Annotated in this window: 27 protein-coding genes; 17 read left to right on the forward strand and 10 right to left on the reverse strand. The window is 45.4% G+C overall.

Annotation, left to right across the window (positions count from 1 at the left end):
- Positions 1-19 precede the first annotated feature (19 nt).
- The gene (trxA, locus tag THIAE_RS03605; RefSeq protein ID WP_006459220.1) at positions 20-388 is read right to left on the reverse strand and encodes a thioredoxin; all 369 of its coding nucleotides are present in this window, start codon (positions 386-388) and stop codon (positions 20-22) included.
- Positions 389-411: 23 nt separating this feature from the next.
- The gene (locus tag THIAE_RS03610; RefSeq protein ID WP_006459219.1) at positions 412-1,797 is read right to left on the reverse strand and encodes a class II fumarate hydratase; all 1,386 of its coding nucleotides are present in this window, start codon (positions 1,795-1,797) and stop codon (positions 412-414) included.
- Positions 1,798-2,054: 257 nt separating this feature from the next.
- Between THIAE_RS03610 and THIAE_RS03615 the strand changes: the two genes are divergently transcribed.
- On the forward strand, positions 2,055-2,726 hold the full coding sequence (locus THIAE_RS03615) for a response regulator (RefSeq protein ID WP_006459218.1): 672 nt from the start codon (positions 2,055-2,057) through the stop codon (positions 2,724-2,726).
- A 61-nt stretch (positions 2,727-2,787) separates the two neighbouring features.
- On the opposite strand, the gene THIAE_RS03620 is transcribed toward THIAE_RS03615, so the two are convergent.
- Genes THIAE_RS03620 through ettA form a run of 3 tightly spaced genes read right to left on the reverse strand, consistent with a single transcriptional unit; the run spans position 2,788 to position 5,902 of the window.
- The gene (locus tag THIAE_RS03620; protein ID WP_006459217.1) at positions 2,788-3,270 is read right to left on the reverse strand and encodes a DsrE family protein; all 483 of its coding nucleotides are present in this window, start codon (positions 3,268-3,270) and stop codon (positions 2,788-2,790) included.
- A gap of 36 nt (positions 3,271-3,306) precedes the next feature.
- A complete protein-coding gene (locus tag THIAE_RS03625) occupies positions 3,307-4,224 on the reverse strand; it encodes a sensor domain-containing diguanylate cyclase (RefSeq protein WP_006459216.1) in 918 nt (305 codons plus the stop codon).
- A gap of 10 nt (positions 4,225-4,234) precedes the next feature.
- Positions 4,235-5,902, reverse strand: a complete 1,668-nt coding sequence (ettA, locus tag THIAE_RS03630) for an energy-dependent translational throttle protein EttA (protein ID WP_006459215.1) — start codon at positions 5,900-5,902, stop codon at positions 4,235-4,237.
- A 160-nt stretch (positions 5,903-6,062) separates the two neighbouring features.
- Here ettA and glyA point away from each other — a divergent pair, with 160 nt between their 5' ends.
- Genes glyA through thiL form a run of 8 tightly spaced genes read left to right on the forward strand, consistent with a single transcriptional unit; the run spans position 6,063 to position 12,759 of the window.
- On the forward strand, positions 6,063-7,337 hold the full coding sequence (gene glyA / locus THIAE_RS03635) for a serine hydroxymethyltransferase (protein WP_006459214.1): 1,275 nt from the start codon (positions 6,063-6,065) through the stop codon (positions 7,335-7,337).
- A 12-nt stretch (positions 7,338-7,349) separates the two neighbouring features.
- Positions 7,350-7,817, forward strand: coding sequence for a transcriptional regulator NrdR (nrdR, locus tag THIAE_RS03640; protein ID WP_006459213.1), 468 nt, complete (start codon positions 7,350-7,352; stop codon positions 7,815-7,817).
- A gap of 11 nt (positions 7,818-7,828) precedes the next feature.
- Positions 7,829-8,989 carry a bifunctional diaminohydroxyphosphoribosylaminopyrimidine deaminase/5-amino-6-(5-phosphoribosylamino)uracil reductase RibD gene (ribD, locus tag THIAE_RS03645; protein ID WP_006459212.1) on the forward strand — a complete coding sequence of 387 codons (1,161 nt, stop codon included), beginning with the start codon at positions 7,829-7,831 and terminating at the stop codon, positions 8,987-8,989.
- 9 nt (positions 8,990-8,998) lie between these two features.
- Complete coding sequence (locus THIAE_RS03650) at positions 8,999-9,646, forward strand: riboflavin synthase (protein WP_006459211.1); 648 nt, start codon at positions 8,999-9,001, stop codon at positions 9,644-9,646.
- Positions 9,647-9,675: 29 nt separating this feature from the next.
- The gene (gene ribBA / locus THIAE_RS03655) at positions 9,676-10,815 is read left to right on the forward strand and encodes a bifunctional 3,4-dihydroxy-2-butanone-4-phosphate synthase/GTP cyclohydrolase II (RefSeq protein WP_006459210.1); all 1,140 of its coding nucleotides are present in this window, start codon (positions 9,676-9,678) and stop codon (positions 10,813-10,815) included.
- A complete protein-coding gene (gene ribH / locus THIAE_RS03660; RefSeq protein WP_006459209.1) occupies positions 10,796-11,257 on the forward strand; it encodes a 6,7-dimethyl-8-ribityllumazine synthase in 462 nt (153 codons plus the stop codon). The genes ribBA and ribH overlap by 20 nt, the downstream gene beginning before the upstream one ends.
- A 3-nt stretch (positions 11,258-11,260) precedes the next feature.
- Positions 11,261-11,764, forward strand: coding sequence for a transcription antitermination factor NusB (gene nusB, locus THIAE_RS03665; protein WP_006459208.1), 504 nt, complete (start codon positions 11,261-11,263; stop codon positions 11,762-11,764).
- A gap of 8 nt (positions 11,765-11,772) precedes the next feature.
- Positions 11,773-12,759, forward strand: a complete 987-nt coding sequence (thiL, locus tag THIAE_RS03670) for a thiamine-phosphate kinase (RefSeq protein WP_006459207.1) — start codon at positions 11,773-11,775, stop codon at positions 12,757-12,759.
- 24 nt (positions 12,760-12,783) lie between these two features.
- Here thiL and THIAE_RS03675 read toward each other — a convergent pair whose 3' ends face one another.
- Entirely contained in the window at positions 12,784-13,860 is a 1,077-nt protein-coding gene (locus THIAE_RS03675; RefSeq protein WP_006459206.1) for a 3-deoxy-7-phosphoheptulonate synthase, read from the reverse strand.
- A gap of 218 nt (positions 13,861-14,078) precedes the next feature.
- Between THIAE_RS03675 and THIAE_RS03680 the strand changes: the two genes are divergently transcribed.
- Positions 14,079-14,378 (forward strand): DUF3579 domain-containing protein, encoded by a 300-nt coding sequence (locus THIAE_RS03680; protein ID WP_006459205.1) that lies wholly within the window; start codon positions 14,079-14,081, stop codon positions 14,376-14,378.
- A 6-nt stretch (positions 14,379-14,384) separates the two neighbouring features.
- Here THIAE_RS03680 and THIAE_RS03685 read toward each other — a convergent pair whose 3' ends face one another.
- The 4 genes from THIAE_RS03685 to THIAE_RS03700 form a co-directional block, all read right to left on the reverse strand.
- The gene (locus THIAE_RS03685; protein ID WP_239232396.1) at positions 14,385-14,930 is read right to left on the reverse strand and encodes a prepilin peptidase; all 546 of its coding nucleotides are present in this window, start codon (positions 14,928-14,930) and stop codon (positions 14,385-14,387) included.
- Positions 14,931-15,201: 271 nt separating this feature from the next.
- Positions 15,202-15,588, reverse strand: a complete 387-nt coding sequence (queD, locus tag THIAE_RS03690) for a 6-carboxytetrahydropterin synthase QueD (RefSeq protein ID WP_006459203.1) — start codon at positions 15,586-15,588, stop codon at positions 15,202-15,204.
- Positions 15,589-15,632: 44 nt separating this feature from the next.
- A complete protein-coding gene (locus tag THIAE_RS03695) occupies positions 15,633-16,538 on the reverse strand; it encodes a polyprenyl synthetase family protein (protein ID WP_006459202.1) in 906 nt (301 codons plus the stop codon).
- 1 nt (position 16,539) lies between these two features.
- Positions 16,540-17,418 carry an SDR family NAD(P)-dependent oxidoreductase gene (locus THIAE_RS03700; RefSeq protein WP_006459201.1) on the reverse strand — a complete coding sequence of 293 codons (879 nt, stop codon included), beginning with the start codon at positions 17,416-17,418 and terminating at the stop codon, positions 16,540-16,542.
- A gap of 137 nt (positions 17,419-17,555) precedes the next feature.
- Here THIAE_RS03700 and THIAE_RS03705 point away from each other — a divergent pair, with 137 nt between their 5' ends.
- The 7 genes from THIAE_RS03705 to ruvB all read left to right on the forward strand — a co-directional run bounded on the left by THIAE_RS03705 (position 17,556) and on the right by ruvB (position 24,187).
- Positions 17,556-18,248: a DUF502 domain-containing protein gene (locus THIAE_RS03705; RefSeq protein WP_006459200.1), complete on the forward strand. Its 693-nt coding sequence runs from the start codon at positions 17,556-17,558 to the stop codon at positions 18,246-18,248.
- Positions 18,249-18,334: 86 nt separating this feature from the next.
- The gene (gene aspS, locus THIAE_RS03710; protein ID WP_006459199.1) at positions 18,335-20,122 is read left to right on the forward strand and encodes an aspartate--tRNA ligase; all 1,788 of its coding nucleotides are present in this window, start codon (positions 18,335-18,337) and stop codon (positions 20,120-20,122) included.
- Positions 20,122-21,234: a quinolinate synthase NadA gene (gene nadA, locus THIAE_RS03715; RefSeq protein WP_006459198.1), complete on the forward strand. Its 1,113-nt coding sequence runs from the start codon at positions 20,122-20,124 to the stop codon at positions 21,232-21,234. The genes aspS and nadA overlap by 1 nt, the downstream gene beginning before the upstream one ends.
- A gap of 17 nt (positions 21,235-21,251) precedes the next feature.
- Complete coding sequence (locus THIAE_RS03720) at positions 21,252-22,007, forward strand: YebC/PmpR family DNA-binding transcriptional regulator (protein WP_006459197.1); 756 nt, start codon at positions 21,252-21,254, stop codon at positions 22,005-22,007.
- Between the two features lie 2 nt (positions 22,008-22,009).
- On the forward strand, positions 22,010-22,540 hold the full coding sequence (gene ruvC / locus THIAE_RS03725) for a crossover junction endodeoxyribonuclease RuvC (protein ID WP_006459196.1): 531 nt from the start codon (positions 22,010-22,012) through the stop codon (positions 22,538-22,540).
- Between the two features lie 31 nt (positions 22,541-22,571).
- Positions 22,572-23,183, forward strand: a complete 612-nt coding sequence (ruvA, locus tag THIAE_RS03730; RefSeq protein WP_006459195.1) for a Holliday junction branch migration protein RuvA — start codon at positions 22,572-22,574, stop codon at positions 23,181-23,183.
- Positions 23,180-24,187 (forward strand): Holliday junction branch migration DNA helicase RuvB, encoded by a 1,008-nt coding sequence (ruvB, locus tag THIAE_RS03735; RefSeq protein ID WP_006459194.1) that lies wholly within the window; start codon positions 23,180-23,182, stop codon positions 24,185-24,187. The genes ruvA and ruvB overlap by 4 nt, the downstream gene beginning before the upstream one ends.
- The last annotated feature ends 2 nt before the right edge of the window (positions 24,188-24,189 follow it).

Here is a 24,189-nt window from a genome sequence, read left to right on the forward strand (position 1 = left end):
TAAGAGCGGCCGCATATTGTTACTGCTGCTGTTGCATCGCCGCTACGTCAGCATGAACTTTAGCCATATCTAACCCCAGCATTTCTTGAATTCCTTGTTCAAAATTGCTGGCAGGTAAGGCCCCTGGGTTTGCATAGACAACCACTTTTTCGCGCATAAAGGCTATAGTTGGAATGGAGCGTACCTGAAACATATTGGCTAAGTCGGGTTGCTCTTCAACATTCACCTTGGCAAACATGATGTTTGGATGCTTTTCGGCCGCTGCTTCAAATACGGGTCCAAATTGTTTGCAAGGACCGCACCATTCGGCCCAAAAATCAAAAATAATCATATCGTGTTTAGCAATAAATTCGTCAAAAGCTTCAGTTGTGAGGTTCACTAAGGCCATGTCTTTCTCCTTATTTTATGGATTTATAGGCCGGGTGTACCGCCCTCTGTTAAGCGTGCTGGATCTAACAGTTTATAAAGCGTTTCGCGGTCAAGGTTGGTCAGCGCTTCAGCGACATCAAGAACAGGTTGTCCAGTTTGATAGGCTTTTTTAGCTATTTCAGCACCTTTTTCATAGCCTACCACATTATTTAAAGCTGTAACTAGAATCGGATTGACCGCAAGCGCACGTTCAAGCTGAGTTAGGTTGACTTTAAAACCTTGTATCGCCTTATCGGCTAGTTGTTGCATGGCTTGACTTAGCCAGGTTATGGAATTAAGAAGATTAAAGGCAATCATCGGTAACATAACATTGAGTTGAAAGTTACCAGATTGTGCACCAATGGAGATGGCTGTGTGATGGCCTGTCACCTGAGCACAGACCATGGCAACGGCTTCCGGAATAACAGGATTCACCTTGCCAGGCATAATTGAGCTACCAGGTTGCAGTGCTGGCAATTGAATTTCCCCCAGGCCTGCTAGGGGCCCAGAATTCATCCAGCGTAAGTCATTAGCAATTTTCATTAAACTAGCGGCAAGCACATTCAGCTGGCCGCTTAATTCTAGTGCCGTGTCTTGTGAGCTTAAACCAACAAAAAAACTATCCATTGGCTGGTAGTGGGTTTGATGTATGCTACTTAAATGCTGACAAAACGATGCTGCAAAACCTGATGGCGCATTGATGCCTGTGCCTACGGCCGTGCCGCCCACAGCTAATTTGGTTAAACGCGTTTGGGTTTGGTTTAAGCGTTCAAGGTTGTCAAGGAGTTGGTGACGCCAACCTGATAATTCCTGTGATAGGGTAATTGGCATGGCATCCATAAGATGGGTGCGACCGGTTTTAACCACACCGGTTACTTCAATTTCTTTGTTTGAAATCGTCGCAATCAAATGCTCAAGACTAGGTTTAAGTTGGTGTTCTAATAATTGATGAGCGCTAACATGGATTGCACTAGGAATCACATCATTGGAGCTTTGACTCATATTAACATGGTCGTTTGGATGAATGTTCACCGCGGCTAAATTGTGCGCTAGGGTGGCGATTACCTCATTCATATTCATGTTGGTACTGGTGCCTGATCCTGTCTGAAATACATCCACGGGAAACGCATCCATTGGCTTTGTCGACAAGATATGTTGGACGGCTGTTTCAATCGCTTGAGTCTGCTCATCGGTCAGTAAGCCGAGTTCATTATTGGCTTTAGCGCATGCCAGTTTTACTTCGGCAAGAGCTAGGATAAATGCCTTTGGCATGCCCTGACCGCTAATCGGAAAGTTCTCAACAGCACGTTGAGTTTGTGCGCCATATAGCGCATCGATAGGGAGGGACATGTTGCCCATGCTGTCCTGAACAGTACGTGTTTTGGTCATTATTTTTAATCCTGTAAATTTTTTGGCTATTTTAACCGAGAAGACAGCTTTCTTGGCTAAAGTTGCTGCTTCAGAAAAGCTAAAAAACGCTTAATTTAGCTATAACGATTGAAAATTGGTATTTTTGATTCGTTTTAAGTAAAAAATCATGTTGTAAAAAAATTTTACATGGTAATATAGCTAACAACAATTTAGGGTGTGTTACCTAATTTTTATTTGGTTAATATAAGCCAACTTTAAATATCTGAGGTTATTTTATGTCTGAAAAAATTAAATTGGTGCTAGCAGAAGATCAAGAGTTAGTAAGAGGGGCAATAAAGAGTTTAATTGAAACGGATCAGCGTTTTGAGGTAGTAGGTGAAGCGGGTGATGGTATTGTAGCCATGGAAATGGTACGTGCTACTGAACCTGATTTGATCGTTATGGAATTGGCGCTCCCTAAGCTAAACGGCTTTAATACGATTTCACAGTTAAAGCGTCGTCATCCAAAAGTCAAGATTATGGTGTTGACATCAGCCTTGACACCAAGTGTATGGGTTGAAGCCTTAGAAATGGGTGTGCATGGTATTGCGACGAAATCAGTTGCTAAAACGTCATTGTTAGATGGTTTGGAGCAAGTTGTTGCAGGCAAGCTTTTTGTTGATCAGGTTATTAAGCCACATGTTATGTCTGTGATTGATGATGCCAGTCCAATCAAAAAGAAGCGCAGTATGCGTAAGCTTTCAGTGCGTGAAAAACAAGTAACCAAGTTGATTGCAGAAGGCTTTAAGACAAAAGATATTGCGGTTATGCTAGACATTAGTGATCGTACTGTTTCAAAGCATCGTGAAAACTTGATGACCAAGTTGGGTGCCACGTCTCCGGCAGAGATCACCCACTATGCAACGGATACAGGATTAACGAAAGTTGATATTGTTGAAATTGAATAAATAAAAAAGCCCCAGTTGGGGCTTTTTTATTGCAGTAGCAAGCATATGAATGGCTTATGCCTTATTGGATTTTAAGATAAGCATAACCTTGACTCTGCAAAATCGCGATATCAAAAACACCTGACCCCACTAGCTGGATACCTTCGTAAATCTTACCTGGATCAAGGTCGATTTCATTACGGGTATGGTCACATAGTTTGACTTGCACACCACGAGAGTTCATCAGTGCATCCAGGCGACCTTTCAATTCATCACGGCGTTCAAGTAGCGCAGCATCGTGTTCGTAGGGTGTGCCATTTAGTGCGTCATCGGTGACAAATCTTAAGCCATGACCCACAAACACGAGATGAACATCTGCATCCATTAACTCGTTTTCATAGGCGTTCATAATATTGTTGATTGAGGTAAGTGTCGCGGAATAGCGGGTTACGTCACTAAAATCGACATGATAAACCACTTTTGCACCTTCATCTGCCGCATGCCCAGTAGCACTGGCTAAGCCAAGTGTTAAGGCAATTGCGATTGTTTTGAACCAGTTTTTCATAGGTATCTCCTTGTAGTTGTTATATAGCTTAAAAGCTTACACCATTTTGGTGTTCTCGCGACTGCGCTTAATTGCCACAATCGCTTCTTGCACACGAGAAAATAAATGACGGCTATCGTCATCTGCTTCGCGTAATTCTGTTACACCTGCCTTACTAGTCAAACAAGTTGTGGTGTTTTCGTCAAGCCGTATTTTTTGAGCGGTAATTTTTTCTTGTGCCAGTTTTGCGATACGAAAGGCATCTACCCCCTTAACCCCCTCTAAAACAAGCATGAATTGATCACAGCTTAAGCGACCCAGATAACCTAAATCTTTACAGGTAACCTCAAGAGCATGAGCGGCTTGTAAGATAGCTTGATCCCCCATTTCATGACCATAGCCGTCGGTAATGTTTTTAAAACAATCAAGATCAATTTTGATCAACGATAGCGCCTGGTTATTCATTTGTGCTTTATTGATAAGCTCATCACACAGATTTAAAAAGAAGTCACGGTTGTAAAACCCAGTTAGCGCATCATTTTGTGACAAATGCTCGATTTGTTCTTCCATGTGTTTACGTTGGGTAATATTGATTGCTAACCAAATGACAGCGGGTTGACCATAGGCCTCGCCATCAATTGGATAAACGCGTGCTTCATACCATTGGCCTCCACTTGGTCCAATCGGTTCGATTCCTTGCACCTCTGCATTGGCAAGCTGGTACTCGATTTCTTGTAGCGATTGCGTTTTGACTGCTTTTTGAACGACATTTAAAAAGCGCATTGCCATTTTTTCAGGTAGCACTTGTTGATAGGTTTTACCAATAAGTGGGTGGCCGTCAGCGTATAAACTGCGCTCTTTGCCGCCAATAATGTCTAGATAAGTGCCATCTTGCCCCATCACGAAAATGGGATCAGGCATGGCATTAGCGATCGCGACAAGATTAGAGGCGAGGTGTTGCTGTTGGTCTGCCATGCTTTGCTCCTTAGACTTTAATCGGTTTGTATTTAATGCGATGAGGCTGCGCGGCTTCAGCACCTTTGCGACGTTTTAAATCAGCTTCATAATCTGAGAAGTTGCCTTCGAACCATTCAACATGCGAATCACCCTCAAAAGCTAGCATATGGGTTGCAATACGGTCAAGGAACCAGCGGTCATGCGAAATAACTACAGCACAGCCCGCAAAATCAAGTAAAGCCTGTTCTAATGCACGCAGGGTTTCAACATCTAAATCGTTAGTAGGTTCGTCAAGCAGCAGGACATTACCGCCCTTGCGCAGGGTTTTAGCTAGATGAACACGGTTACGTTCACCGCCAGATAATTCGCCAATTCGTTTTTGTTGATCGCCACCTTTGAAGTTGAATCGTGAACAATAAGCGCGCGTATTGACTTCGAAGTTGCCGACCATGAAGATTTCATCGCCCCCTGAAATTTCTTCCCAGACGGTTTTATTGTCATCTAATGCATCACGACTTTGATCAACATAAGAAAGTTGTACGGTATCACCAAACACAATCTCACCTGAGTCAGGCTGTTCTTGTCCAGTGAGCATTTTGAACAACGTTGATTTACCGGCGCCGTTAGGCCCAATGATGCCCACTATGCCACCTTGGGGGAGTTTAAAGTTTAGATCTTCAATCAGTAATCGGTCACCAAAACCTTTGCTGATATGGTTGACTTCGATGACTTTTTCACCTAATCGCTCCGCAACGGGAATAAATATTTCATTGGTTTCGTTGCGCTTTTGATTTTCAACACTGCTTAATTCTTCAAAACGTGCCATACGGGCTTTTGATTTGGCATGGCGACCTTTTGGATTGGCGCGCACCCACTCAAGTTCTTGCTTGATGGTTTTTAAACGTGCGACTTCTTGTTTCGATTCCTGTTCTAAGCGTTGTTCCTTTTGCTCCAACCATGAGGAGTAGTTACCTTCATAAGGAATACCTTGGCCACGGTCTAGCTCTAAAATCCATTGGGCGGCATTGTCAAGGAAGTAGCGGTCATGGGTAATAGCCACAACGGTGCCCGGGAACTCAAGTAGAAAGCGTTCCAGCCAGGCAATCGATTCAGCATCCAAATGGTTGGTGGGCTCATCTAATAACAACATGTCAGGTTTGGATAAAAGTAATCTACAAAGCGCCACACGGCGTCGTTCACCACCGGATAGTTTGGTGACATCCGCATCCCAGGCAGGTAAGCGCAGGGCATCGGCGGCGATTTCAAGGGTGCGTTCAAGGTTGTGTCCGTCCATCGCTTGGATTTTGTCTTCAATTTCAGCTTGCTTAACAGCGAGTTTGTCAAAGTCAGCATCGGGTTCAGCATAGGCCGCATAAATGGCATCAAGATCAGCCATGGCTTGTTTGACTTCTGCTACGGCTTCTTCAACGTTGCCACGTACATCTTTGCCGGGATCCAGCTGGGGCTCTTGCGGTAAATAGCCGACTTTTATGCCTGGTTGTGGACGCGCTTCGCCTACTATGTCCGTATCAATACCGGCCATGATGCGTAAGAGGGTGGATTTACCCGAGCCATTTAAACCTAGCACGCCAATTTTGGCGCCTGGAAAAAAAGATAATGAAATATCTTTAAGAATGTATTTAGATGGGGGAACCACTTTTCCAACGCGATTCATCGTGTAAACAAATTGAGCCATTCGAAATCCTATTTAAGCTGATGGTTAATAACGCTCTTAACTTTACCTAAGTTTGTGCAATTGTGAAAGTCGATCACGCTTTTTACATGGTGTATTTTTGTAACTACTGTTAAAATTAGTGAAATTTTTAAAGTAGCCTGATGTAAGTTGGAGTAGATAAATGTTTAACCAAGCCATGACGATTGCTGGATATGATGATGATGTTGCTGTAGCAATGGCCAATGAAGCCCAGCGTCAAGAAGATCACATTGAATTGATTGCCTCTGAAAACTATACCAGCCCACGCGTTATGGAAGCGCAAGGTTCAGTATTAACTAATAAGTATGCAGAAGGCTATCCTGGCAAACGTTATTATGGCGGTTGCGAACATGTCGATGTGGTCGAAGCTTTGGCGATTGAACGAGCTAAACAACTTTTTGGTGCTGACTATGCAAATGTGCAACCTCACTCAGGTTCACAAGCCAACGCACCGGTATTTATGGCCCTTTTAGAGCCGGGTGATACCGTGTTAGGTATGAGCTTAGCGCACGGTGGCCACTTAACGCATGGCGCAAAAGTGAATTTTTCAGGCAAAATCTACAACGCTGTACAGTATGGTCTAAACCCTACAACGGGTGAAATTGACTATGAACAAGTTGAAGCTCTCGCTAAAGAGCATAAGCCAAAGTTAATTATTGCCGGCTTTTCTGCTTACTCACAAATTGTTGATTGGCAACGTTTTCGTGATATCGCTGACATGGTCGGTGCGTATCTGTTAGTGGATATGGCGCACATTGCAGGCCTGGTTGCCGCGGGTGTTTATCCTAACCCGGTGCAAATTGCCGATGTTACTACGACCACAACGCATAAAACTTTGCGTGGCCCACGAGGTGGTTTGATCTTAGCTAAAGCCAATCCAGAAATTGAGAAAAAATTAAATTCATTGGTATTCCCTGGTACTCAGGGTGGCCCTTTAATGCACGTCATTGCGGCTAAAGCGGTCGCATTTAAAGAGGCAATGGAGCCAGAATTCAAAACCTATGCTCAGCAAGTTGTTAAAAACGCTCAAGCCATGGCACAGGTTATTTTAGACCGCGGATTAGACGTTGTTTCGGGGGGCACCAAAAACCACCTATTCTTAGTAAGCTTAATTGAAAAAGGCTTAACTGGTAAATTGGTTGACGCTGCACTGGGTGATGCGCATATCACCATTAATAAAAACTCAGTGCCAAATGACCCTATGTCACCGTTTGTTACCAGTGGTATTCGAATTGGTACAGCGGCCATTACAACTCGCGGCTTTAAAGAAGCTGAGTGTTTAGAATTAGCGGGTTGGATTTGTGATGTTATTGATGCCTGTGATCAAGCTAATGAAACCTGGGATCAGGCAGTTATTGATCAAGTTCGTCAAAAAGTCAGTGCATTATGCGCACGTTTTCCTGTTTATAAGGCTTAATTAGGGCGCCCAATGCATTGTCCTTTTTGCAATACCCCTGAAACAAAGGTAGTAGACTCGCGTTTAGCCGGTGAAGGTAACCAAATTCGCCGGCGCCGCGAGTGTCTAAATTGTGGCGAACGCTTCACGACTTATGAAAGCGCTGAGTTGAGTCTGCCGCGAGTGATTAAATCCAATGGTAATCGTGAAAAGTTTGACGAATTGAAGTTGCGTCAGGGCTTGCTAAAGGCATTAGAAAAGAGACCGGTCGCAAGTGATCGTATAGATGATGTTGTCCAGCAAATTATCAAGCGATTAATGGCGGAAGGATCTAGAGAAGTTCCTGCGAGTCGAGTCGGTGAGTGGGTAATGAGTGCACTGCGCGATTTAGACCCTGTAGCCTATGTCCGCTTTGCTTCAGTTTATCGTTCTTTCCAAGACGTAGAAGCTTTTCGTGAAGAAGTCGAAAAGTTGATGGCGTTAACCGCTGCTAAAACCTAACTGATTTCTAGATGTCATATCCCATTCACCCTTCCCATACCGATTTAATTTGGATGAATCGCGCCCTCGATTTAGCTCAGTTAGGGCGTGTATCTACGCGGCCTAATCCTGCAGTGGGCTGCGTCATTATAAACAGGGGGCAAGTGGTTGGTGAAGGTTGGCATCAGCAAGCAGGCCAACCCCATGCAGAGGTTTTAGCTCTTCGCCAAGCAGCCGAGCACGCCAAAGATGCGACCGCATATGTCACCTTAGAGCCTTGTTCACATTTTGGTAAAACGCCGCCCTGTTGTAATGCGCTTATCGCAGCCGGCGTTAAACGGGTCGTCATTGCGATGACTGATCCTAATCCGTTGGTGTCAGGTCGAGGGATAGCCGCTCTAGGTGAAGCAGGCATTGAGGTTACGCAGAATGTGGCTATGGCACGTGCTAAAGCGTTAAATGCAGGGTTTGTGATGCGAATGCAAACTGGTAGGCCCCTGGTTAGCCTAAAGCTGGCGACGAGTTTAGACGCTAAGGTGGCATTAGCTAATGGTGAAAGCCAATGGATTACTAATGAGCTCGCTAGACATCAAGGCCATCTTTTGCGTGCGCAACACTGTGCCATTGTGACTGGCATTGATAGTGTCATTGTTGATGATCCGCAACTGACAGTGCGGGTAAGTGATGATGATCTAAACAAGCAGGGCTGGTCGTCACAGCGACGAGTCGAACCCTTTAAAGTGGTATTAGACAGTCATTTGCGCTTGCCTTTGACAGCAAAACTATGTGCACAGCCCGATAAATTAATTGTGTATACCACTCAAACTGCGCTAACCAAGCAGGCGTCTAAGTATGCGCAATTGTTGGATTTAGGGGTGAAAGTCAATGTTGTTGCGCAAACTATTCATGCGCGTGTTGAGCTGATTGAGGTTTTGAACCACTTGGCAGCACATTATCAGTGTAATAATGTCATGATAGAAGCAGGGGGAACGCTGGCTGGTGCGATGTTTAATCAGCAGTTGGTGGATGAAGTTCATTGGTTTAGCGCGCCTATTGTTTTGGGGCCGGATGCTCAAAGTGCTCTAAACCTATTGCCTTTGCAGCATTTAGAGCAGGCGACGCACTTTAAGCTACAAGCGCAGCAGCTTTTGGGCGATAATTTTTATCGACGCTATCAGTGCATAAAAGCATAAGGGATTAGAATGTTTACTGGAATTATTGCAGCCGTTGGGCAGGTTAAAACGATCGAAACCAAAAATGGTGATTGGCGCTTAACGGTTAACACAGGGCTGCTTGATTTAACCGATGTCGCGTTGGGCGATAGTATTGCAACGAATGGTGTTTGTTTAACGGCCGTTGAACTTGGCACAGATTATTTTGTAGCAGACGTGTCTGCTGAAACGCTTACAGTCACCACCTTAGGGGCGATGAAAGTAGGTAGTCAGGTAAACCTGGAAAAAGCGCTTCGTTTAGCGGATCGTTTGGGTGGTCATCTGGTGAGTGGTCATGTTGATGGCGTGGGTGAAGTGGTACGCATATCACAAGATGCGCGTTCTTGGCGTTTTTTGATTTCGGCTCCAGAGGCGATTGCCCACTATATTGCCCATAAGGGTTCGATTTGTATTAACGGTATTAGTCTGACGGTTAATAGCGTTCAGGGCCATCAATTTGACATCAATATCGTGCCCCACACGATGGAAAATACAAATATTAAAACTTGGCAAGTTGGGACGCGACTCAATTTGGAAGTCGATTTATTAGCGCGTTATTTAGAGCGCTTGCTGGAGGGGAAGTCAGCAAAGGCGCCTTCGGTAATTACTGCTGAGTTTTTGGCAAAAAATGGCTACTAGTCAACAGATTAACGACAAAAGGTTGGGCAATGGAATTAAGTAGTATTGAAGAAATCCTAGCAGATTATCGCGAAGGCAAAATGGTCATTTTGATGGACGATGAAGATCGCGAAAATGAAGGTGATTTGCTTATTCCTGCAGCAAAAGTGACTCCAGAGGCGATAAACTTTATGGCGCGTTATGGGCGCGGGCTTATTTGTTTGACCTTAACCAAGGAACGCTGTCAGCAGCTACATCTGCCCCTGATGGTGCGTGATAATCAAGATCCACATGGCACCAACTTTACTGTTTCCATTGAGGCGGCCGAAGGCGTCTCAACGGGTATTTCAGCGAGTGATCGAGCGATAACCGTGTTAGCGGCCGTTAAGACGGATGCGCAACCCAGCGATATTGTGACCCCGGGGCATATATTTCCACTCATGGCCAGGCCTGGTGGTGTATTAACCCGTGCTGGTCACACGGAAGCTGGTTGCGATCTAGCGCGCTTAGCAGGCTTTGAGCCAGCGTCTGTTATTGTCGAAATTATGAATGAAGACGGCTCGATGGCACGCCGTGATGATCTAGAACGTTTTGCTCAGGAGCATGGTCTTAAATTAGGTACGGTAGCGGATTTAATTCAATATCGTTTACAAAATGAAAAAACGGTTGAGCGTGTGTCCTCATGTAATCTACCGACACGTCATGGTGAATTTAAACTTTATGCTTATGAGGATCGTTTAGATCATAAAGCCCATTTTGCACTGGTGTGTGGTGAGATAAAACCAGATGAGCCTACCTTGGTACGTGTGCATATGCAGGATACTCTTTGTGACCTGCTTGGTTCACAACGCCAAGAGTGTGGTTGGTCACTCGATGAAGCTATGCAACAAATTCAGATGGCGGGTGCTGGGGTAATTGTTGTGTTAAGAAAACATGAAGAAGCTGTCGATTTACTTGATCGTGTGGCACGTTATCAACTAGCGGACAGAGGGATTCAGCACCCAGACAGCTATGTAGAAGATGATGCTAAGACCTATGGCTTGGGTGCCCAGATTCTGGCTGACCTAGGGGTCACGCGTTTAAGGGTAATTGGCTCCAATTGGAAATTGACCGGCTTGAGCGGGTTTGGATTACAAATAGAACAATATATTGATAAAAAAGGGAATAGTAATGAAAACATTAGCAGGTAATCTACAGGCAGACGGTTTAAAGATTGCATTGGTTGTTGGACGCTTTAATAGCTTTGTGGTTGATCATTTGGTAGCAGGTGCGGTTGATACCTTTGTTCGTCATGGTGGGCAGGCTGATAATTTAACTCAAATACTGGTTCCGGGTGCGTTTGAAATTCCATTAGCTGCTCAAAAAGTGGCGGCATCGGGAGAGTATGATGCGGTCGTTGCATTGGGTGCGGTCATTCGTGGTGGTACCCCTCATTTTGATTATGTTGCCGGTGAGTGTGCAAAAGGCTTGGGGCAGGTGATGTTAGATCACAATGCGCCGGTTGCATTTGGTGTATTAACGGTTGATTCGATTGAACAGGCGATTGAGCGTTCTGGTACCAAAGCGGGTAATAAGGGCGGCGAAGCAATGATGTCGGCGATTGAAATGATTAACTTGTTAAAGCAGATTTAAAGCATGAGTGAGAAGAGTTGGGAGAAGCTTGATTTAGCGGATTTAATCAAGCAACCTTCAGAGCCGGTAGACGATGATCAAAAACCGGTGAGTCAGCGCAGTATGACACGCCGAGTTGCAGTACAGGCTTTGTATCAATGGACGCTTAATCCACAAGATACCTATCTGATAGAAAAGCAATTCTACGAAGAAGGCTGGTTAAGTGGTACCGATCGCGTTTGGTTTAAAGATATCCTCAATCAAGTAACCCAAGATGTCGCTTTGTTAGATGACACCTATGCCCCTTTTTTGGATCGTTCCGTTAAGCTAATTAATCCAGTAGAGCGCTGTATTTTACGTCTGGCTGTCTATGAGCTAAGAGATCAGGTTCAGGTGCCCTCTAAAGTAATTATTAATGAAGCTGTTGAACTGACTAAGCACTTTGGTGCTGAGGATGCCCACAAATACATTAATGGTGTGGTGGACAAGGTAGCAAAACAGTTACGTCCCGTTGAGTTTGGTGCTTAATTCCTGTTATGGAGTTTGAGCTAATCAATCGCTATTTTGCTCCGCTTGGCACACAGCTAGGTTTAGGCGAATTTTCAGCAGGGGATTTGGGCATAGGTGATGATGGCGCGTTGATTACTCCGCCAGCTAATAGCCAGTTAGTGGTAGTGACCGACACCTCAATTGCGGGCGTACATTTTCCGGTATCAACCCATCCATTTGATATAGGCTGGAAAGCCTTAGCTGTTAATGTTAGTGATTTAGCGGCAATGGGTGCGCGCCCTGCTTTTTACTCTCTTGCCCTGACGCTGGAGCAATATGACCAGGCCTGGTTAAACGCCTTTTCTGCAGGCTTAAACGCCATGATGCAAAGCCTTCCTGTTGATATGTCTGGGGCCTCCTTTCCGTTGATAGGCGGTGATACGACGCGTGGCCCATTAAGTATTACGATTACCGCTCATGGTTGGGTTGAGCGTGGACAAGCATTGCTTCGTGAGGGTGCAAAGCCAGGTGATGGTGTGTTTGTTTCAGGTCAATTGGGTGAGGGCGGTTTAGGTTTAAGTTTAGCCTTAGCAGGCCTGCAACCTAGATCAGTTGATGAAAGTTTGGCACTGGCAAAGTTGAATCGTCCAGAACCTCGTGTTGCATTAGGGCGTGCGCTAATAGGTTTAGCCTCAAGTGCTATTGATATTTCCGATGGCTTGTTAGCAGACTTAAATCATATTCTGCAAGCATCAAACGTAGGTGTCGATTTGAGCGCAGATACGATGCCTCTGTCGGCAGCGGTTAAAGCTTGGGCGGGATCTGACCCCTTAAAACCTTTAAACGCAGGTGATGACTATGAGCTGTGTTTTACCTTGCCACTTAGATATTGGTCTAGGATAGAACAACTAAGCAGTCAGTTGGGTATCAAAATCAGTCACATTGGTGAGATAACGGCTGAGCTGGGCTGTCGGCTGAATGGTGAATTGTTAGTCCCTAGCAAACAGGGTTTTAACCATTTTGCTAGGGACTAAGCCATACTTTCAAGCGAGTGAAGGCTAGATAGCTGCTTGGTTCGCTGCGCGGCGCGCACGCACGCCAGCAGCTAACATCTCAAGCAGCGTTTCACTCATCGGCCAGTCAATACAAGCATCGGTAATGCTTTGACCGAAAGTTAAGGTTTTGCCTGCGACCACATCTTGACGTCCTGCCACTAAATGACTTTCCACCATGGCGCCCATAATATAGGGACTGCCAGCAGTCAGTTGCTCGCTAATTGAACGAGCTACATCCATTTGCTTGAGGTGGTCTTTGGAGCTATTAGCATGGCTACAATCAATCATTAATTTAGGCTGAACACCGGCTTTCTGTAATTCTGCAACAGCTTGTTCAACAAAAGGCGGCGCGTAGTTAGGGCCATCATTACCGCCCCGTAAAATGACATGGCAGTCTTGGTTGCCAGTGGTCGAAAAAATAGCCGAATGACCTTGCTTGGTTAAAGACATAAAAATATGGGGCCGGTTAGCAGCGCGAATGGCATCGACTGCGACCTTAAAACCACCGTCGGTGCCATTTTTAAAACCAACAGGGCAGGATAGACCTGAAGCAAGTTCGCGATGTCCTTGGCTTTCAGTGGTGCGAGCGCCAATGGCACCCCAGCTGACCAAATCAGAAATATACTGTGGTGAGATTAAGTCTAAAAACTCGGTCGCCGCGGGAACACCCAGCGTATTGACATCAAGTAAAAAACCGCGTGCTTTTTCTAGACCTTTATTGATCTTAAAGGTTTCATTGAGATCAGGGTCATTAATTAAACCCTTCCAGCCGACAGTCGTGCGTGGTTTCTCAAAATATACCCGCATAACAATTAACAGGTCTTGTTGATGCTGTTTGATTTGCTGTGCTAGTTTTTCGGCATAGGCCAGGCCTGCTTGGGTGTCATGAATAGAGCAGGGTCCAATAACTACTAGCAAACGATCATCTTGACCGTTTAGAATCGCTTTGATCGCTTCACGTGTATGGAAAACGGTTGCCGCAGCTTGTTCGGTAAGAGGGAATTTTTCGTGCAACGCAATAGGGGGTTGCACTTCGGTAATGTGGTTGATGCGAAGGTCGTCGGTTTGAAACCTGGTCATAGCGGCCTGATCCTAAAAACTGAAATCATTAAATTGGGGGTATTATAGGGTATTTGTGCCTAGAGACCAAAAGTTGTAGTGGATAAATGCAAAAAATAATCCAGAGTTAGTCAAAAGCTATAACCGCTGTTAATAAATTCAATAGTCTATGGGTATTAAAAAATCTTATTTATGCTAAAATTTGCCCCAAGTTTTGAAATGAACAAGAGAACGTAACCTTGACGCAGCATTGCAAATTTATCATCGAAGGTGTAACAGAAGATGGACGCAAGTTCCGTCCAAGCGATTGGATTGATCGTATATCGTCGCTAATGGCATCTTATGGCGCATCTCACCGTCTTGTGTATTCAGATTTAATGCACCCTGAGCTCTATAATGGTCAGAAATGTTTGATTATCGACACCGAGTTGGAGATTAAAAATCCAAGCATGTTTGAGTATGTGATGAATTTTGCGAAAAGCAATAACCTCAAAATGACGAAGGTGTGCGAAGTTGTTGAGTCTAAGCTGGGCGCGTAACAGTCGTTAAATCATCACTAACAGGGTCACTATCCAGCCTGCTAAGGCTAAGCTGGGCCCAAATGGAAACATTTGATTCATAGCGTCACCATATCGCCATTTACGCCATAAGCTTATAAATAGGGCGGTAATAGCGGCCATAATTAAAATCAGCGGGAGGTTTGCAAGACCGACCCATGCCCCTAATGCCGCCGTTAATTTAAAATCTCCATAGCCCATGCCTTCGCGCTTTGTTAATGCAAAATGCAATTGGTAAACGCTCCAGAGTAGCAAGTATCCCAATACGGCACCCAAAATAGCCTGTTCTAAGCTTACCCAGTGAAACACTAGATTAGCTAATAAGCCTAGCCACACCAGTGGTAAAGTTAAGCTGTCTAATAATAGTTGGTGTTCTTGGTCTATTTCGGCACTTAACAACAGCCACCAGCCAAGTAATGTTGCAGTTGCAGCAGTGGCTAGGTCGTTAAATAGGCTGAAACTAATAAGTGCTGTCGTTATAGTCAAGATCTCAATTCGTCCTAGTTGGGTGGCACGCATTGACTTAAGCGGCATGGAGCCTCCTTGCCAAAACAGGACATAATTAAGTAAAAAGCTTTTTTGATACCAAGGGGTGTTTTTGTAAAAAACATGACGCAGGGGGCGCATCAGCACACGCATTTGAATAGCTTGCGGTTTGAATAATAATCTCGGCAACAGGTAGGCGAGCTTAAATAGAATTTGACTTGCCAGCAGACTCGCTACAATCGCAATTAATCCAGTAAATATTAAATGGTCATGTAAATTGGGTGAATTAGCTAGAAGCGGCATGATGCACTAGCTAGATTTAGTGATCGGTTTCAGAGTAGGTGACATAATTGCGATCATTCTCCCAAACGCGAATCTGGTGCATTTTAAACGCATCTTGATCTAGGCGTTTGGCCAATTCATTGTATAGGTAGTGGGCAATATTTTCAGCAGTAGGGTTGGTACGTTGAAAGTGTGGATGGTCGTTAAGATAACTATGATCTAATTCAGCAACTACGTCTTTAGCATGTTGTTTAACCTGTTTAAAGTCGATGACCATGCCAATATCATTTAGTGTATGACCAATAACTGAAACCTCAATCTTCCAATTATGACCATGAAGTTTTGCACAATCGCCCTCGTAGCCGATCAAACGGTGGGCTGCGGCAAAATCTAATTGTGTAGTTAGGATAAAGTTTTTTTTCATGGTCTACTCTTGCATCAATGTTTAGCATTTAAATTATAACGAATTTAATGCTGTCGTTCGCCAATAAATCGAATGATTTCAGCTAAAAAATCGAGATCGCCCGTTGTAGCTGGGTGAGATACCAGTTGTTTGAGATCTGCTTGTGCTTGTGCAATGTGATAATCGCGCATTACTTTGGATTCTTTGAGTCCAAGTAAGCTTGGATAGGTGCTTTTGCCCAATTCGCAATCGCGCCCCTGGGTTTTGCCACGTTGTTCGGTTGAAACCTCAATATCTAAAATATCATCATGAATTTGAAAAGCTAAGCCTATATGATTTCCCAAGCTGGTTAAGGTGGGTTTAATTTGATCAAAATAGACCGAGGTGAGCGCACCTAATAATAGACTGACCGTAATTAGGGCACCGGTTTTAAGTTGGTGCAACTGCGTCAGTTGATCGAGCGTTAGTGTGGTTTTTTCGCCTAGCATATCAAGCATTTGCCCTGCAATCATGCCGCGAGGCCCAGCGGCATCAAGTAGCAGTTGGCAGGCGAGGATTTTTTGGTTGGCATCAAGGTGAGTCGATTCTACGAGTGTTTGCAGTGCGAGACCTTGCAGAGCATCACCGGCCAAGATGGCGGTGGCTTCGCCAAATTGAACATGGCAAGTCGGTTTTCCACGGCGTAATGTGTCATTATCCATGGCCGGTAGATCATCGTGTACAAGTGAATAGGCGTGAATAAACTCAATTGCACTGGCGCAATCTAAAAGTGCATGATGATCCAATTTCAGTGCCTCACCCATGGTCAAGCAGAGTGCGGGCCTGAGTCGTTTGCCACCTTGTGCGCTGGCGTAATGCAACGCGTCGGTGAGCGCTAAAACAGGAATCTGCTCATTGCTAAACTGGGTTATTTTTTGGCTTAGCTGGCGATTGACGCTATCTTGAATGGCCAGTAGCTTGTCTTGTTGCATCTTAGCGCTTACCTCCGCCACTGGCGATAATGAGCAGTCGATCCAGCCAGCGCGCCGGCAGTAGGCGTCTTAATAGGTGGAAAGCTTTGCTGGGTAGGGTGATGCGATATTGGAGTTTAGGGCGCCTAGCCCGTAATACACTAAGCAGCACCTTCGCGACCGCTTCGGCCGGTAGGGTAAAAGGTGCGGGTGCGGTATCTGCCGTTAAACGACAAATCATGTTTTGGTAAGTTTGCTCATGACGGCTGGGTTGATCAGCAACCCATTTTAAAAAGTTTTGATGGGCGTTGTGCCTAAACTGACTAATGATGGGTCCTGGTTGGAGTAAGACTAGATCAATCGGGTCGTGTGCTAGCTCAAGGCGTTGGGTGGCGGCGAGTCCTTCTAATGCAAATTTACTAGCGTTATAGCTGCCGCGCAAACTCATGGCGGTAAAGCCCAGTACGGAGCTGTTATGGATAATGCGACCATATCCTTGCTTGAGCATCTGCTTGATGGCGAGTTGAGTCAACTGGTGAGTGCCAAATACATTAGTTTGAAATTGGTCTTCGAGGACTTTGCGGCTGATGTCTTCAAGTGCACCGGGGGTGCCAAACGCAGCATTATTGAACAGTGCATAAATTTGCTGATCAGCTAAATCCAATGCCGTTTGCCAGGCCTGTTCAACACTGTTTGGGTCTGCTAGGTCGAGTTGAACATAGGCATAAAAACCATAGGCTTCTAAACGTGCAAGATCATCAGGGTTTCGATAGCACGCGATAACTTTATATCCCTGTTGATGGAGTAATTCCGCACTCGCCAGGCCAATGCCTGATGAGCAGCCCGTTATTAGTACGCATTCATAGGGTCTGATCGGGCGACTCGATAGCATGCTTTTCATAGTTAGAGGTATCTCTGTCAAAATAGGGTCACAATAGTAGCGGAAAAAAGTAACTGAAACAATGCGTTGATTTTGTAAGATGGCGGCAAGCACCCAGCGAAATTATGTATAATAATGCGCTAAATTTTGGAATAAGCATGACTCTACTGAAGCGCTACTTTATTGCCGGTTTAATGGTGTTGTTGCCCTTGTGGGTGACGTTTGAAGCCATTTTGTTTTTAATGGGCATTTTTGATCGTAGCTTAAGGCTGATTCCTGATCAGTATCAACCAGAAGTGTTGTTAGGCTTTGCTATCCCAGGTTTTGGCTTGATGGTGTCATTCGCTATTGTGGTGATGACGGGCATGTTGGTCGCAAACATTTTGGGCGGTCGCATTGTTAATTGGTGGGAAAGACTACTATCAAAAATTCCCTTGGTGCGATCTATTTACACTGCTGTTAAGCAAATAGTTGAGGCGGTAGTAGGGACAGGGCAAAAAACTTTCCAGCAGGTTTATTTAGTTGAGTATCCGCGTAAGGGATTATGGACACTGGGCTTTAAAACGAGCAGTGTAATGGGGGAGGCTCAAACTAAAACCGGTGCGTCAGCAGTCATCAATATCTTTATTCCCACGACACCTAATCCTACCTCGGGGTTTTTTATTATGGTAGCTAAGGACGATGTGGTCGAGTTAGATATGTCAGTAGATGATGCGCTAAAAATGCTGATTTCTGGTGGTGTAGTGGTGCCACCTTGGCAGCAACAGGCGGTAGATAGTCAGCAAGAGTTAAATCTGGTGACAGCAGTAGAATCAACTCAACATGATCAAAAGTCGGCTGCTAAGTTTTAGGTTTTTGTAACGGGTGTTCTATTTGGGACGCTCGTTTTGGATAATTTTATTTAATTAGTTTTCGTTTATAAGTTGAAGGATAAGCAATGCGTACACACTATTGTGGTCAGGTAACAGAAGCACTCATAGGTCAAACGGTTAGCGTAGCTGGCTGGGTTCATCGTCGTCGTGACCATGGTGGGGTTATTTTCATTGATTTGCGTGATCGTGAAGGTTTGTTACAGGTTGTTGTGGATCCGGATACGGCAGAGATTTTTGCTAAGGCTGAGCATCTGCGGTCTGAATGTGTGTTGCATATCAGCGGGATAGTTCGTGCTCGTCCAGAAGGGACGGTAAATGCCAATTTAGCCTCAGGGCAAATTGAGATGTTGGCGAAAGAACTGGATGTACTCAGCATGGCAGAGCCGATTCCATTCCAACTAGATGACAAACATGTGAGTGAAGAGGTACGTTTAAAGTATCGCTATATCGACCTGCGTCGTGATGAGATGCAAAAGACCCTCAAGTTGCGTTATGCGGTGACCCGATCAATGCGTAATTACTTGGATAATAACGGCTTTATTGATATGGAAACGCCAATCTTGACCAAGTCAACGCCGGAAGGTGCGCGTGATTATTTGGTGCCTAGCCGTACTCATGAACATAAGTTTTTTGCGCTACCACAATCGCCGCAATTGTTTAAGCAGTTGTTAATGATGTCTGGTTTTGATCGTTATTATCAAATTACCCGTTGTTTCCGTGATGAGGATTTACGCGCGGATCGTCAACCTGAATTCACCCAGTTAGATATCGAGACCTCGTTTATGGATGAAAATGGGGTGATGGGGTTGATGGAAGGTTTGACCAAGACTATTTTTAAAGAAGGCATTGGGGTTGAATTTGATTATGATTTCCCGCAAATGACCTATGCCGATGCGATTCAAAAGTATGGCATTGATCGTCCAGACTTACGTATTCCGCTAGAGTTGGTTGATGTCGCTGATTTATTGCAAGACATCGAGTTTAAAGTTTTTGCCGGACCGGCAAAAGATCCAAAAGGCCGTGTGGCGGCCTTGTGTGTGCCAGGTGCGGGCGAAATGTCGCGCAAAGAAATCGACGATTACACCAAGTTTGTCGGTATTTACGGCGCCAAAGGTTTGGCCTATATCAAGGTAAATGATATTGGAGCTGGCATTGATGGCTTGCAGTCACCGATTGTGAAATTCTTCCCGGATCAAGTCATGCAGATTCTTGAGCGTGTGGGCGCTAAAGATGGTGATATTGTGTTCTTTGGTGCGGATAAAGCCAAAATCGTCAACGAAGCGCTGGGCGCATTGCGCGTTAAGATAGGTGAAGATCGTCAAATGTTTACCGATAAATGGAAGCCAGTATGGGTAGTCGATTTCCCGATGTTTGAAGAAGATGAAAAAACCGCGCGCGTTGCGGCGATGCATCATCCATTTACTCAGCCCAAAGCAACCACCGAAGAAATTTTAGCCTCGAAGAACCCAGGGCAAATGTTAGCGCGTGCCTATGACTTGGTGATTAACGGTATTGAAGTCGGCGGTGGTTCAGTGCGTATCCATGATACAAATATGCAGGCGGCCGTGTTTAAGTTGTTAGGTATTAGCGACGAAGATGCAGCGGAGAAGTTTGGTTTCTTATTAAATGCGCTGAAATACGGTTGCCCTCCGCATGCGGGTATGGCGTTTGGTTTAGACCGTTTGATTATGCTGATGGCCGACCGTGAATCAATTCGCGATGTGATTGCTTTCCCTAAAACACAATCAGCAGCCTGCTTGTTAACCGAGGCACCAGGCCTGGTGGACATAGCGCAGTTGCGTGAACTTAATATTCGTTTGAATAAAAAAGTATCTGAGAACGCAGCGAGTTAATGGCACAGTTAGCAACCGATATTCCACTGGAGTTAGTGGCGCGCATTAACGAGCTAGCGGCTAACGCGCCGCGTTTAGTGCCAATTAAAGAAACTGATAAACCAGCCTTAATTGCGCGAATTAAAGCCTTACTAGCCAAGCATCGTGCTCAGTTAGTCGCGCATTATTATGTGGATGCTGATTTGCAAGCCTTGGCTGAAGCAACCGGCGGTGTCGTTGCCGATTCGTTAGAAATGGCGAATTTCGGTGCTCAGTCAGACGCAGAGGTTTTAATCGTCTGTGGCGTGCGTTTTATGGGTGAAACGGCCAAAATGCTTAGCCCAGAAAAAACAGTGCTCATGCCTGATCTTAATGCGACCTGTTCATTGGATGTCGGCTGCCCCAGTGATGAATTTGCGCAATTTTGTGCCCAGCATCCTGATCGAAAAGTGGTGGTCTATGCCAATACCAGTGTTGAGGTAAAAGCCTTAGCTGATTGGGTGGTGACCTCGGGTAATGCACTGGCGATTGCGCGTTATTTGAAGGCGCAGGGTGAGAAGATTATTTGGGCACCCGATCAGCATCTTGGTCACTGGATTGACCAAGAAACCGGTATCGATATGATTCGTTGGATGGGGCATTGTATTGTTCATGATGAATTTAAAGCCTTTGAGCTTGAACAGCTGAAACAGCAGTACCCAAAAGCGAAGGTATTGGTTCACCCTGAATCTGCGGCTGCAGTGCTAGCTTTGGCCGATGTAGTAGGGTCAACGAAAGTGTTGATCAATGCCGTGCAATCTATGCCGGATGCACAGTTTATTGTGGCGACCGATCAGGGCATTTTTTACAAGATGCAGCAGCTGGCGCCCAGCAAGCAATTAATTGTTGCGCCAACTGACTCCAAAGCGAAGCAATGCATTAGCTGCGCTAACTGCCCTTGGATGGGCATGAATGGACTGGAGAACCTGGTGGCTGTTTTGGAGGCGTTAGATCAAGACGAACGAGTGCTGGCTCAGCATGAAATTCGGCTTGATGAGCAAAAACGTCAACAGGCCTTGGTGGCATTAAATCGCATGCTTGAGTTTTCTCGTCAACAAGGTTTGGTTGCGAGTAAGCCCAATACTAAACGATAACATTAAGAGAGAAAGGCATGGCAGGACATAGTAAATGGGCCAATATTAAACATCGTAAAGCCCGTCAAGATGCTAAAAAAGGTAAGGTATTTACTAAACTGATTCGCGAGCTAGTGGTGGCCGCGAAGGCAGGGGGTCCACATCCAGAAGATAATCCGCGTCTGCGTGCGGCAGTGGACAAAGCCTTGCGTGAAAATATGAAGCGCGACACCATTGATAAAGCGATTGCACGTGGTGCCGGTAATCAGGAAGGTGATGACTACGAAGAAATTCGTTATGAGGGCTATGCCCCTGCCGGTGTAGCGGTGATGGTTGATTGCTTAACCGATAATCGCAATCGCACCGTCGGTGAAGTGCGTCATGCTTTCACAAAAAAAGGTGGTAATTTAGGTACAGATGGTTCGGTGGCCTACATGTTTGTTAAACAAGGTTTGATTCAGTTTGAACCAGGCCTGGCTGAGGATGCGGTCATGGAAGCCGCTATCGAAGCGGGTGCAGAAGATGTTAAGGTTGACTCGGATGGCAGTATCGCCGTAGTGACCGCACCGGAGGACTTGCATAGTGTGGCGGACGCGCTCGCACTTGCTGGTTTTGCAGCCGCTCAGGTGGACATAAATATGGAAGCAGATATTAAAGTCAGTCTTGATTTTGACGATGCTCAGCGGGTCATGGCCATGATTGAGATGTTAGAAGACTTAGACGATGTGCAACAGGTCTATACTAATTTAGATATTTCTGATGAGGTGATGGCGCAGTTAATGGCGGCCGAATAATTATGCTGGCGCCTCGCGCGAGTCATCGAATTTTGGGTATTGATCCGGGTTCACGTAAAACCGGATTTGGTGTCATTGAGTCAGGACGATATCATCCTAAGTATTTGGCCAGCGGGGTGATTCGGGTTGAAAAATTTACCGGCACTGAGCGTTTAACGCGCATTTTTCAATCAATTGGTGAGTTGATTGCGCGTTATGATCCGCAGTTTGTGGTAGTGGAGAAAGTGTTTGTTCATAAAAACCCGAGTTCGGCGATCAAGCTTGGACAGGCACGGGGCGTTATTTTGTGTGCTGCGGCATTAGAGTCCCGCGCCATTATAGAATATACCCCTACCCAAATAAAAAGTACCATTGTAGGTCAAGGGCATGCCGGCAAAGATGCGGTACAGTTTATGGTAAAACAGTTACTGCGTTTGACTGAAGTGCCACAAGAAGATGCCGCTGATGCCTTAGCCTGTGCCTTATGCCATGACCGGTATCTTACTTTAGGTATCGATCCGGCAAGCTTGTCAAAAGGCACCCACTTTAAATAATAATGCGGTCTAACAGCCACTAGGACTTAAGATGATTGGCTTTTTACATGGAACCTTGGTAGCAAAACAACCGCCATTAGTGTTACTTGATGTGCAAGGCGTGGGCTATGAATTAGAAGCGCCGATGTCGACTTTTTATGCGTTGCCGGATGGGCAGGTAACGACTAAATTGCTCACCCATCTGCATGTGCGTGAGGATGCCATGTTGCTCTATGGTTTTGCAACTGAGCCTGAGCGGCAGTTGTTTCGAGAGCTGATTAAAGTGTCAGGCATAGGGACTAAAATGGCGCTGGCGGTGTTGTCGAGTTATTCGGTGCAAGACTTTAATCATCATATCCACACCGCTGATACGGCGGCTTTGTCTAAAATTCCGGGCATTGGCAAAAAAACAGCGGAACGCATGGTCATAGAAATGCGTGATCGGCTGCAAAAAGTATTTGGGGCTAGTGTTAGGGTTAGTCAGGATTCGAGCGAATTGTCGCACAATAATATTAATAATATGAACAAGCAGTCTGCGGTTGCAGCTCTAGTATCTTTAGGGTATAAAGAAGCGCAAGCCGAGGTATTGGTGACTAAAGTTTATGACGAAGCTTTGAGCTTAGAACAGCTGATTAAGCAAGCGCTATTGCAGGTTAGAGTATGATTGAAACAGATCGCATTATTGGTAATCAAGAGCAGGAAGACGATCTGTATGCAATGCCTAAAATCCGTCCGCAGTTTATGCAGGATTATATTGGGCAAACGGCGGTTAGAGAACAATTAAGCATGTTTATTGATGCGGCAAAAATGCGTCGCGAACACTTGGATCATGTCTTGCTTTATGGTCCTCCGGGATTAGGTAAAACGACTTTGGCCAATATTGTTGCGCAAGAAATGGGCGCCACTTTGCGCCAAACCTCAGGGCCGGTGTTAGACAAACCCGGTGACCTCGCGGCCATCCTCACTCGCTTAGAGCCGCATGATGTTTTGTTTGTTGATGAGATTCATCGACTCAGCCCGATAGTTGAAGAGATTCTTTATCCAGCGATGGAGGATTTTCAGCTGGATATCGTGATTGGTGAGGGACCGGCTGCCCATAGCGTTAAAATTGACTTGCCGCCTTTTACGTTAGTGGGTGCAACGACACGAGCAGGCCTGCTAACCTCACCCTTGCGTGACCGGTTTGGTATTGTGCAGCGGCTAGAGTTTTACACTGAAGCGGAGTTGACTCAGATTGTGTCGCGTTCGGCTAATATTTTAGGTGTGGCCTGTGAGCAGTTGGGTGCGGCAGAAATTGCCAAGCGTTCGCGAGGCACGCCGCGTATTGCCAACCGTCTGCTTAGACGGGTGCGTGATTTTGCACAGGTCGAAGGTAATGGCGTGATTACCCAGAAAATTGCCAGTGCGGCATTAAATTTGCTAGAAGTTGACCCTATGGGGTTAGATAAAATGGATCGGCGCTTGCTTGAGAAAATTATCACGCATTTCGACGGCGGTCCGGTGGGGATTGAAAGCATGGCTGCCGCGGTTGGTGAGGAACGCGGTACGATTGAAGACGTGATTGAACCCTATTTAGTGCAACAAGGATTTATGATTAGAACACCAAGGGGCCGGGTAGCGACTACCAGGGCTTATCAACATCTTAACTTAGCAGCAGAAAAGGATTAGCT

Source organism: Thiomicrospira aerophila AL3 (genome assembly GCF_000227665.2).
GTDB lineage: Bacteria > Pseudomonadota > Gammaproteobacteria > Thiomicrospirales > Thiomicrospiraceae > Thiomicrospira > Thiomicrospira aerophila.

Coding starts and splice junctions, on each gene's coding strand:
- trxA (WP_006459220.1), bottom strand. CDS start 388: ATGGCCTTAGTGAACCTCACAACTGAAGCTTTTGACGAATTTATTGCT.
- THIAE_RS03610 (WP_006459219.1), bottom strand. CDS start 1,797: ATGACCAAAACACGTACTGTTCAGGACAGCATGGGCAACATGTCCCTC.
- THIAE_RS03615 (WP_006459218.1), top strand. CDS start 2,055: ATGTCTGAAAAAATTAAATTGGTGCTAGCAGAAGATCAAGAGTTAGTA.
- THIAE_RS03620 (WP_006459217.1), bottom strand. CDS start 3,270: ATGAAAAACTGGTTCAAAACAATCGCAATTGCCTTAACACTTGGCTTA.
- THIAE_RS03625 (WP_006459216.1), bottom strand. CDS start 4,224: ATGGCAGACCAACAGCAACACCTCGCCTCTAATCTTGTCGCGATCGCT.
- ettA (WP_006459215.1), bottom strand. CDS start 5,902: ATGGCTCAATTTGTTTACACGATGAATCGCGTTGGAAAAGTGGTTCCC.
- glyA (WP_006459214.1), top strand. CDS start 6,063: ATGTTTAACCAAGCCATGACGATTGCTGGATATGATGATGATGTTGCT.
- nrdR (WP_006459213.1), top strand. CDS start 7,350: ATGCATTGTCCTTTTTGCAATACCCCTGAAACAAAGGTAGTAGACTCG.
- ribD (WP_006459212.1), top strand. CDS start 7,829: ATGTCATATCCCATTCACCCTTCCCATACCGATTTAATTTGGATGAAT.
- THIAE_RS03650 (WP_006459211.1), top strand. CDS start 8,999: ATGTTTACTGGAATTATTGCAGCCGTTGGGCAGGTTAAAACGATCGAA.
- ribBA (WP_006459210.1), top strand. CDS start 9,676: ATGGAATTAAGTAGTATTGAAGAAATCCTAGCAGATTATCGCGAAGGC.
- ribH (WP_006459209.1), top strand. CDS start 10,796: ATGAAAACATTAGCAGGTAATCTACAGGCAGACGGTTTAAAGATTGCA.
- nusB (WP_006459208.1), top strand. CDS start 11,261: ATGAGTGAGAAGAGTTGGGAGAAGCTTGATTTAGCGGATTTAATCAAG.
- thiL (WP_006459207.1), top strand. CDS start 11,773: ATGGAGTTTGAGCTAATCAATCGCTATTTTGCTCCGCTTGGCACACAG.
- THIAE_RS03675 (WP_006459206.1), bottom strand. CDS start 13,860: ATGACCAGGTTTCAAACCGACGACCTTCGCATCAACCACATTACCGAA.
- THIAE_RS03685 (WP_239232396.1), bottom strand. CDS start 14,930: ATGCCGCTTAAGTCAATGCGTGCCACCCAACTAGGACGAATTGAGATC.
- queD (WP_006459203.1), bottom strand. CDS start 15,588: ATGAAAAAAAACTTTATCCTAACTACACAATTAGATTTTGCCGCAGCC.
- THIAE_RS03695 (WP_006459202.1), bottom strand. CDS start 16,538: ATGCAACAAGACAAGCTACTGGCCATTCAAGATAGCGTCAATCGCCAG.
- THIAE_RS03700 (WP_006459201.1), bottom strand. CDS start 17,418: ATGAAAAGCATGCTATCGAGTCGCCCGATCAGACCCTATGAATGCGTA.
- THIAE_RS03705 (WP_006459200.1), top strand. CDS start 17,556: ATGACTCTACTGAAGCGCTACTTTATTGCCGGTTTAATGGTGTTGTTG.
- aspS (WP_006459199.1), top strand. CDS start 18,335: ATGCGTACACACTATTGTGGTCAGGTAACAGAAGCACTCATAGGTCAA.
- nadA (WP_006459198.1), top strand. CDS start 20,122: ATGGCACAGTTAGCAACCGATATTCCACTGGAGTTAGTGGCGCGCATT.
- THIAE_RS03720 (WP_006459197.1), top strand. CDS start 21,252: ATGGCAGGACATAGTAAATGGGCCAATATTAAACATCGTAAAGCCCGT.
- ruvC (WP_006459196.1), top strand. CDS start 22,010: ATGCTGGCGCCTCGCGCGAGTCATCGAATTTTGGGTATTGATCCGGGT.
- ruvA (WP_006459195.1), top strand. CDS start 22,572: ATGATTGGCTTTTTACATGGAACCTTGGTAGCAAAACAACCGCCATTA.
- ruvB (WP_006459194.1), top strand. CDS start 23,180: ATGATTGAAACAGATCGCATTATTGGTAATCAAGAGCAGGAAGACGAT.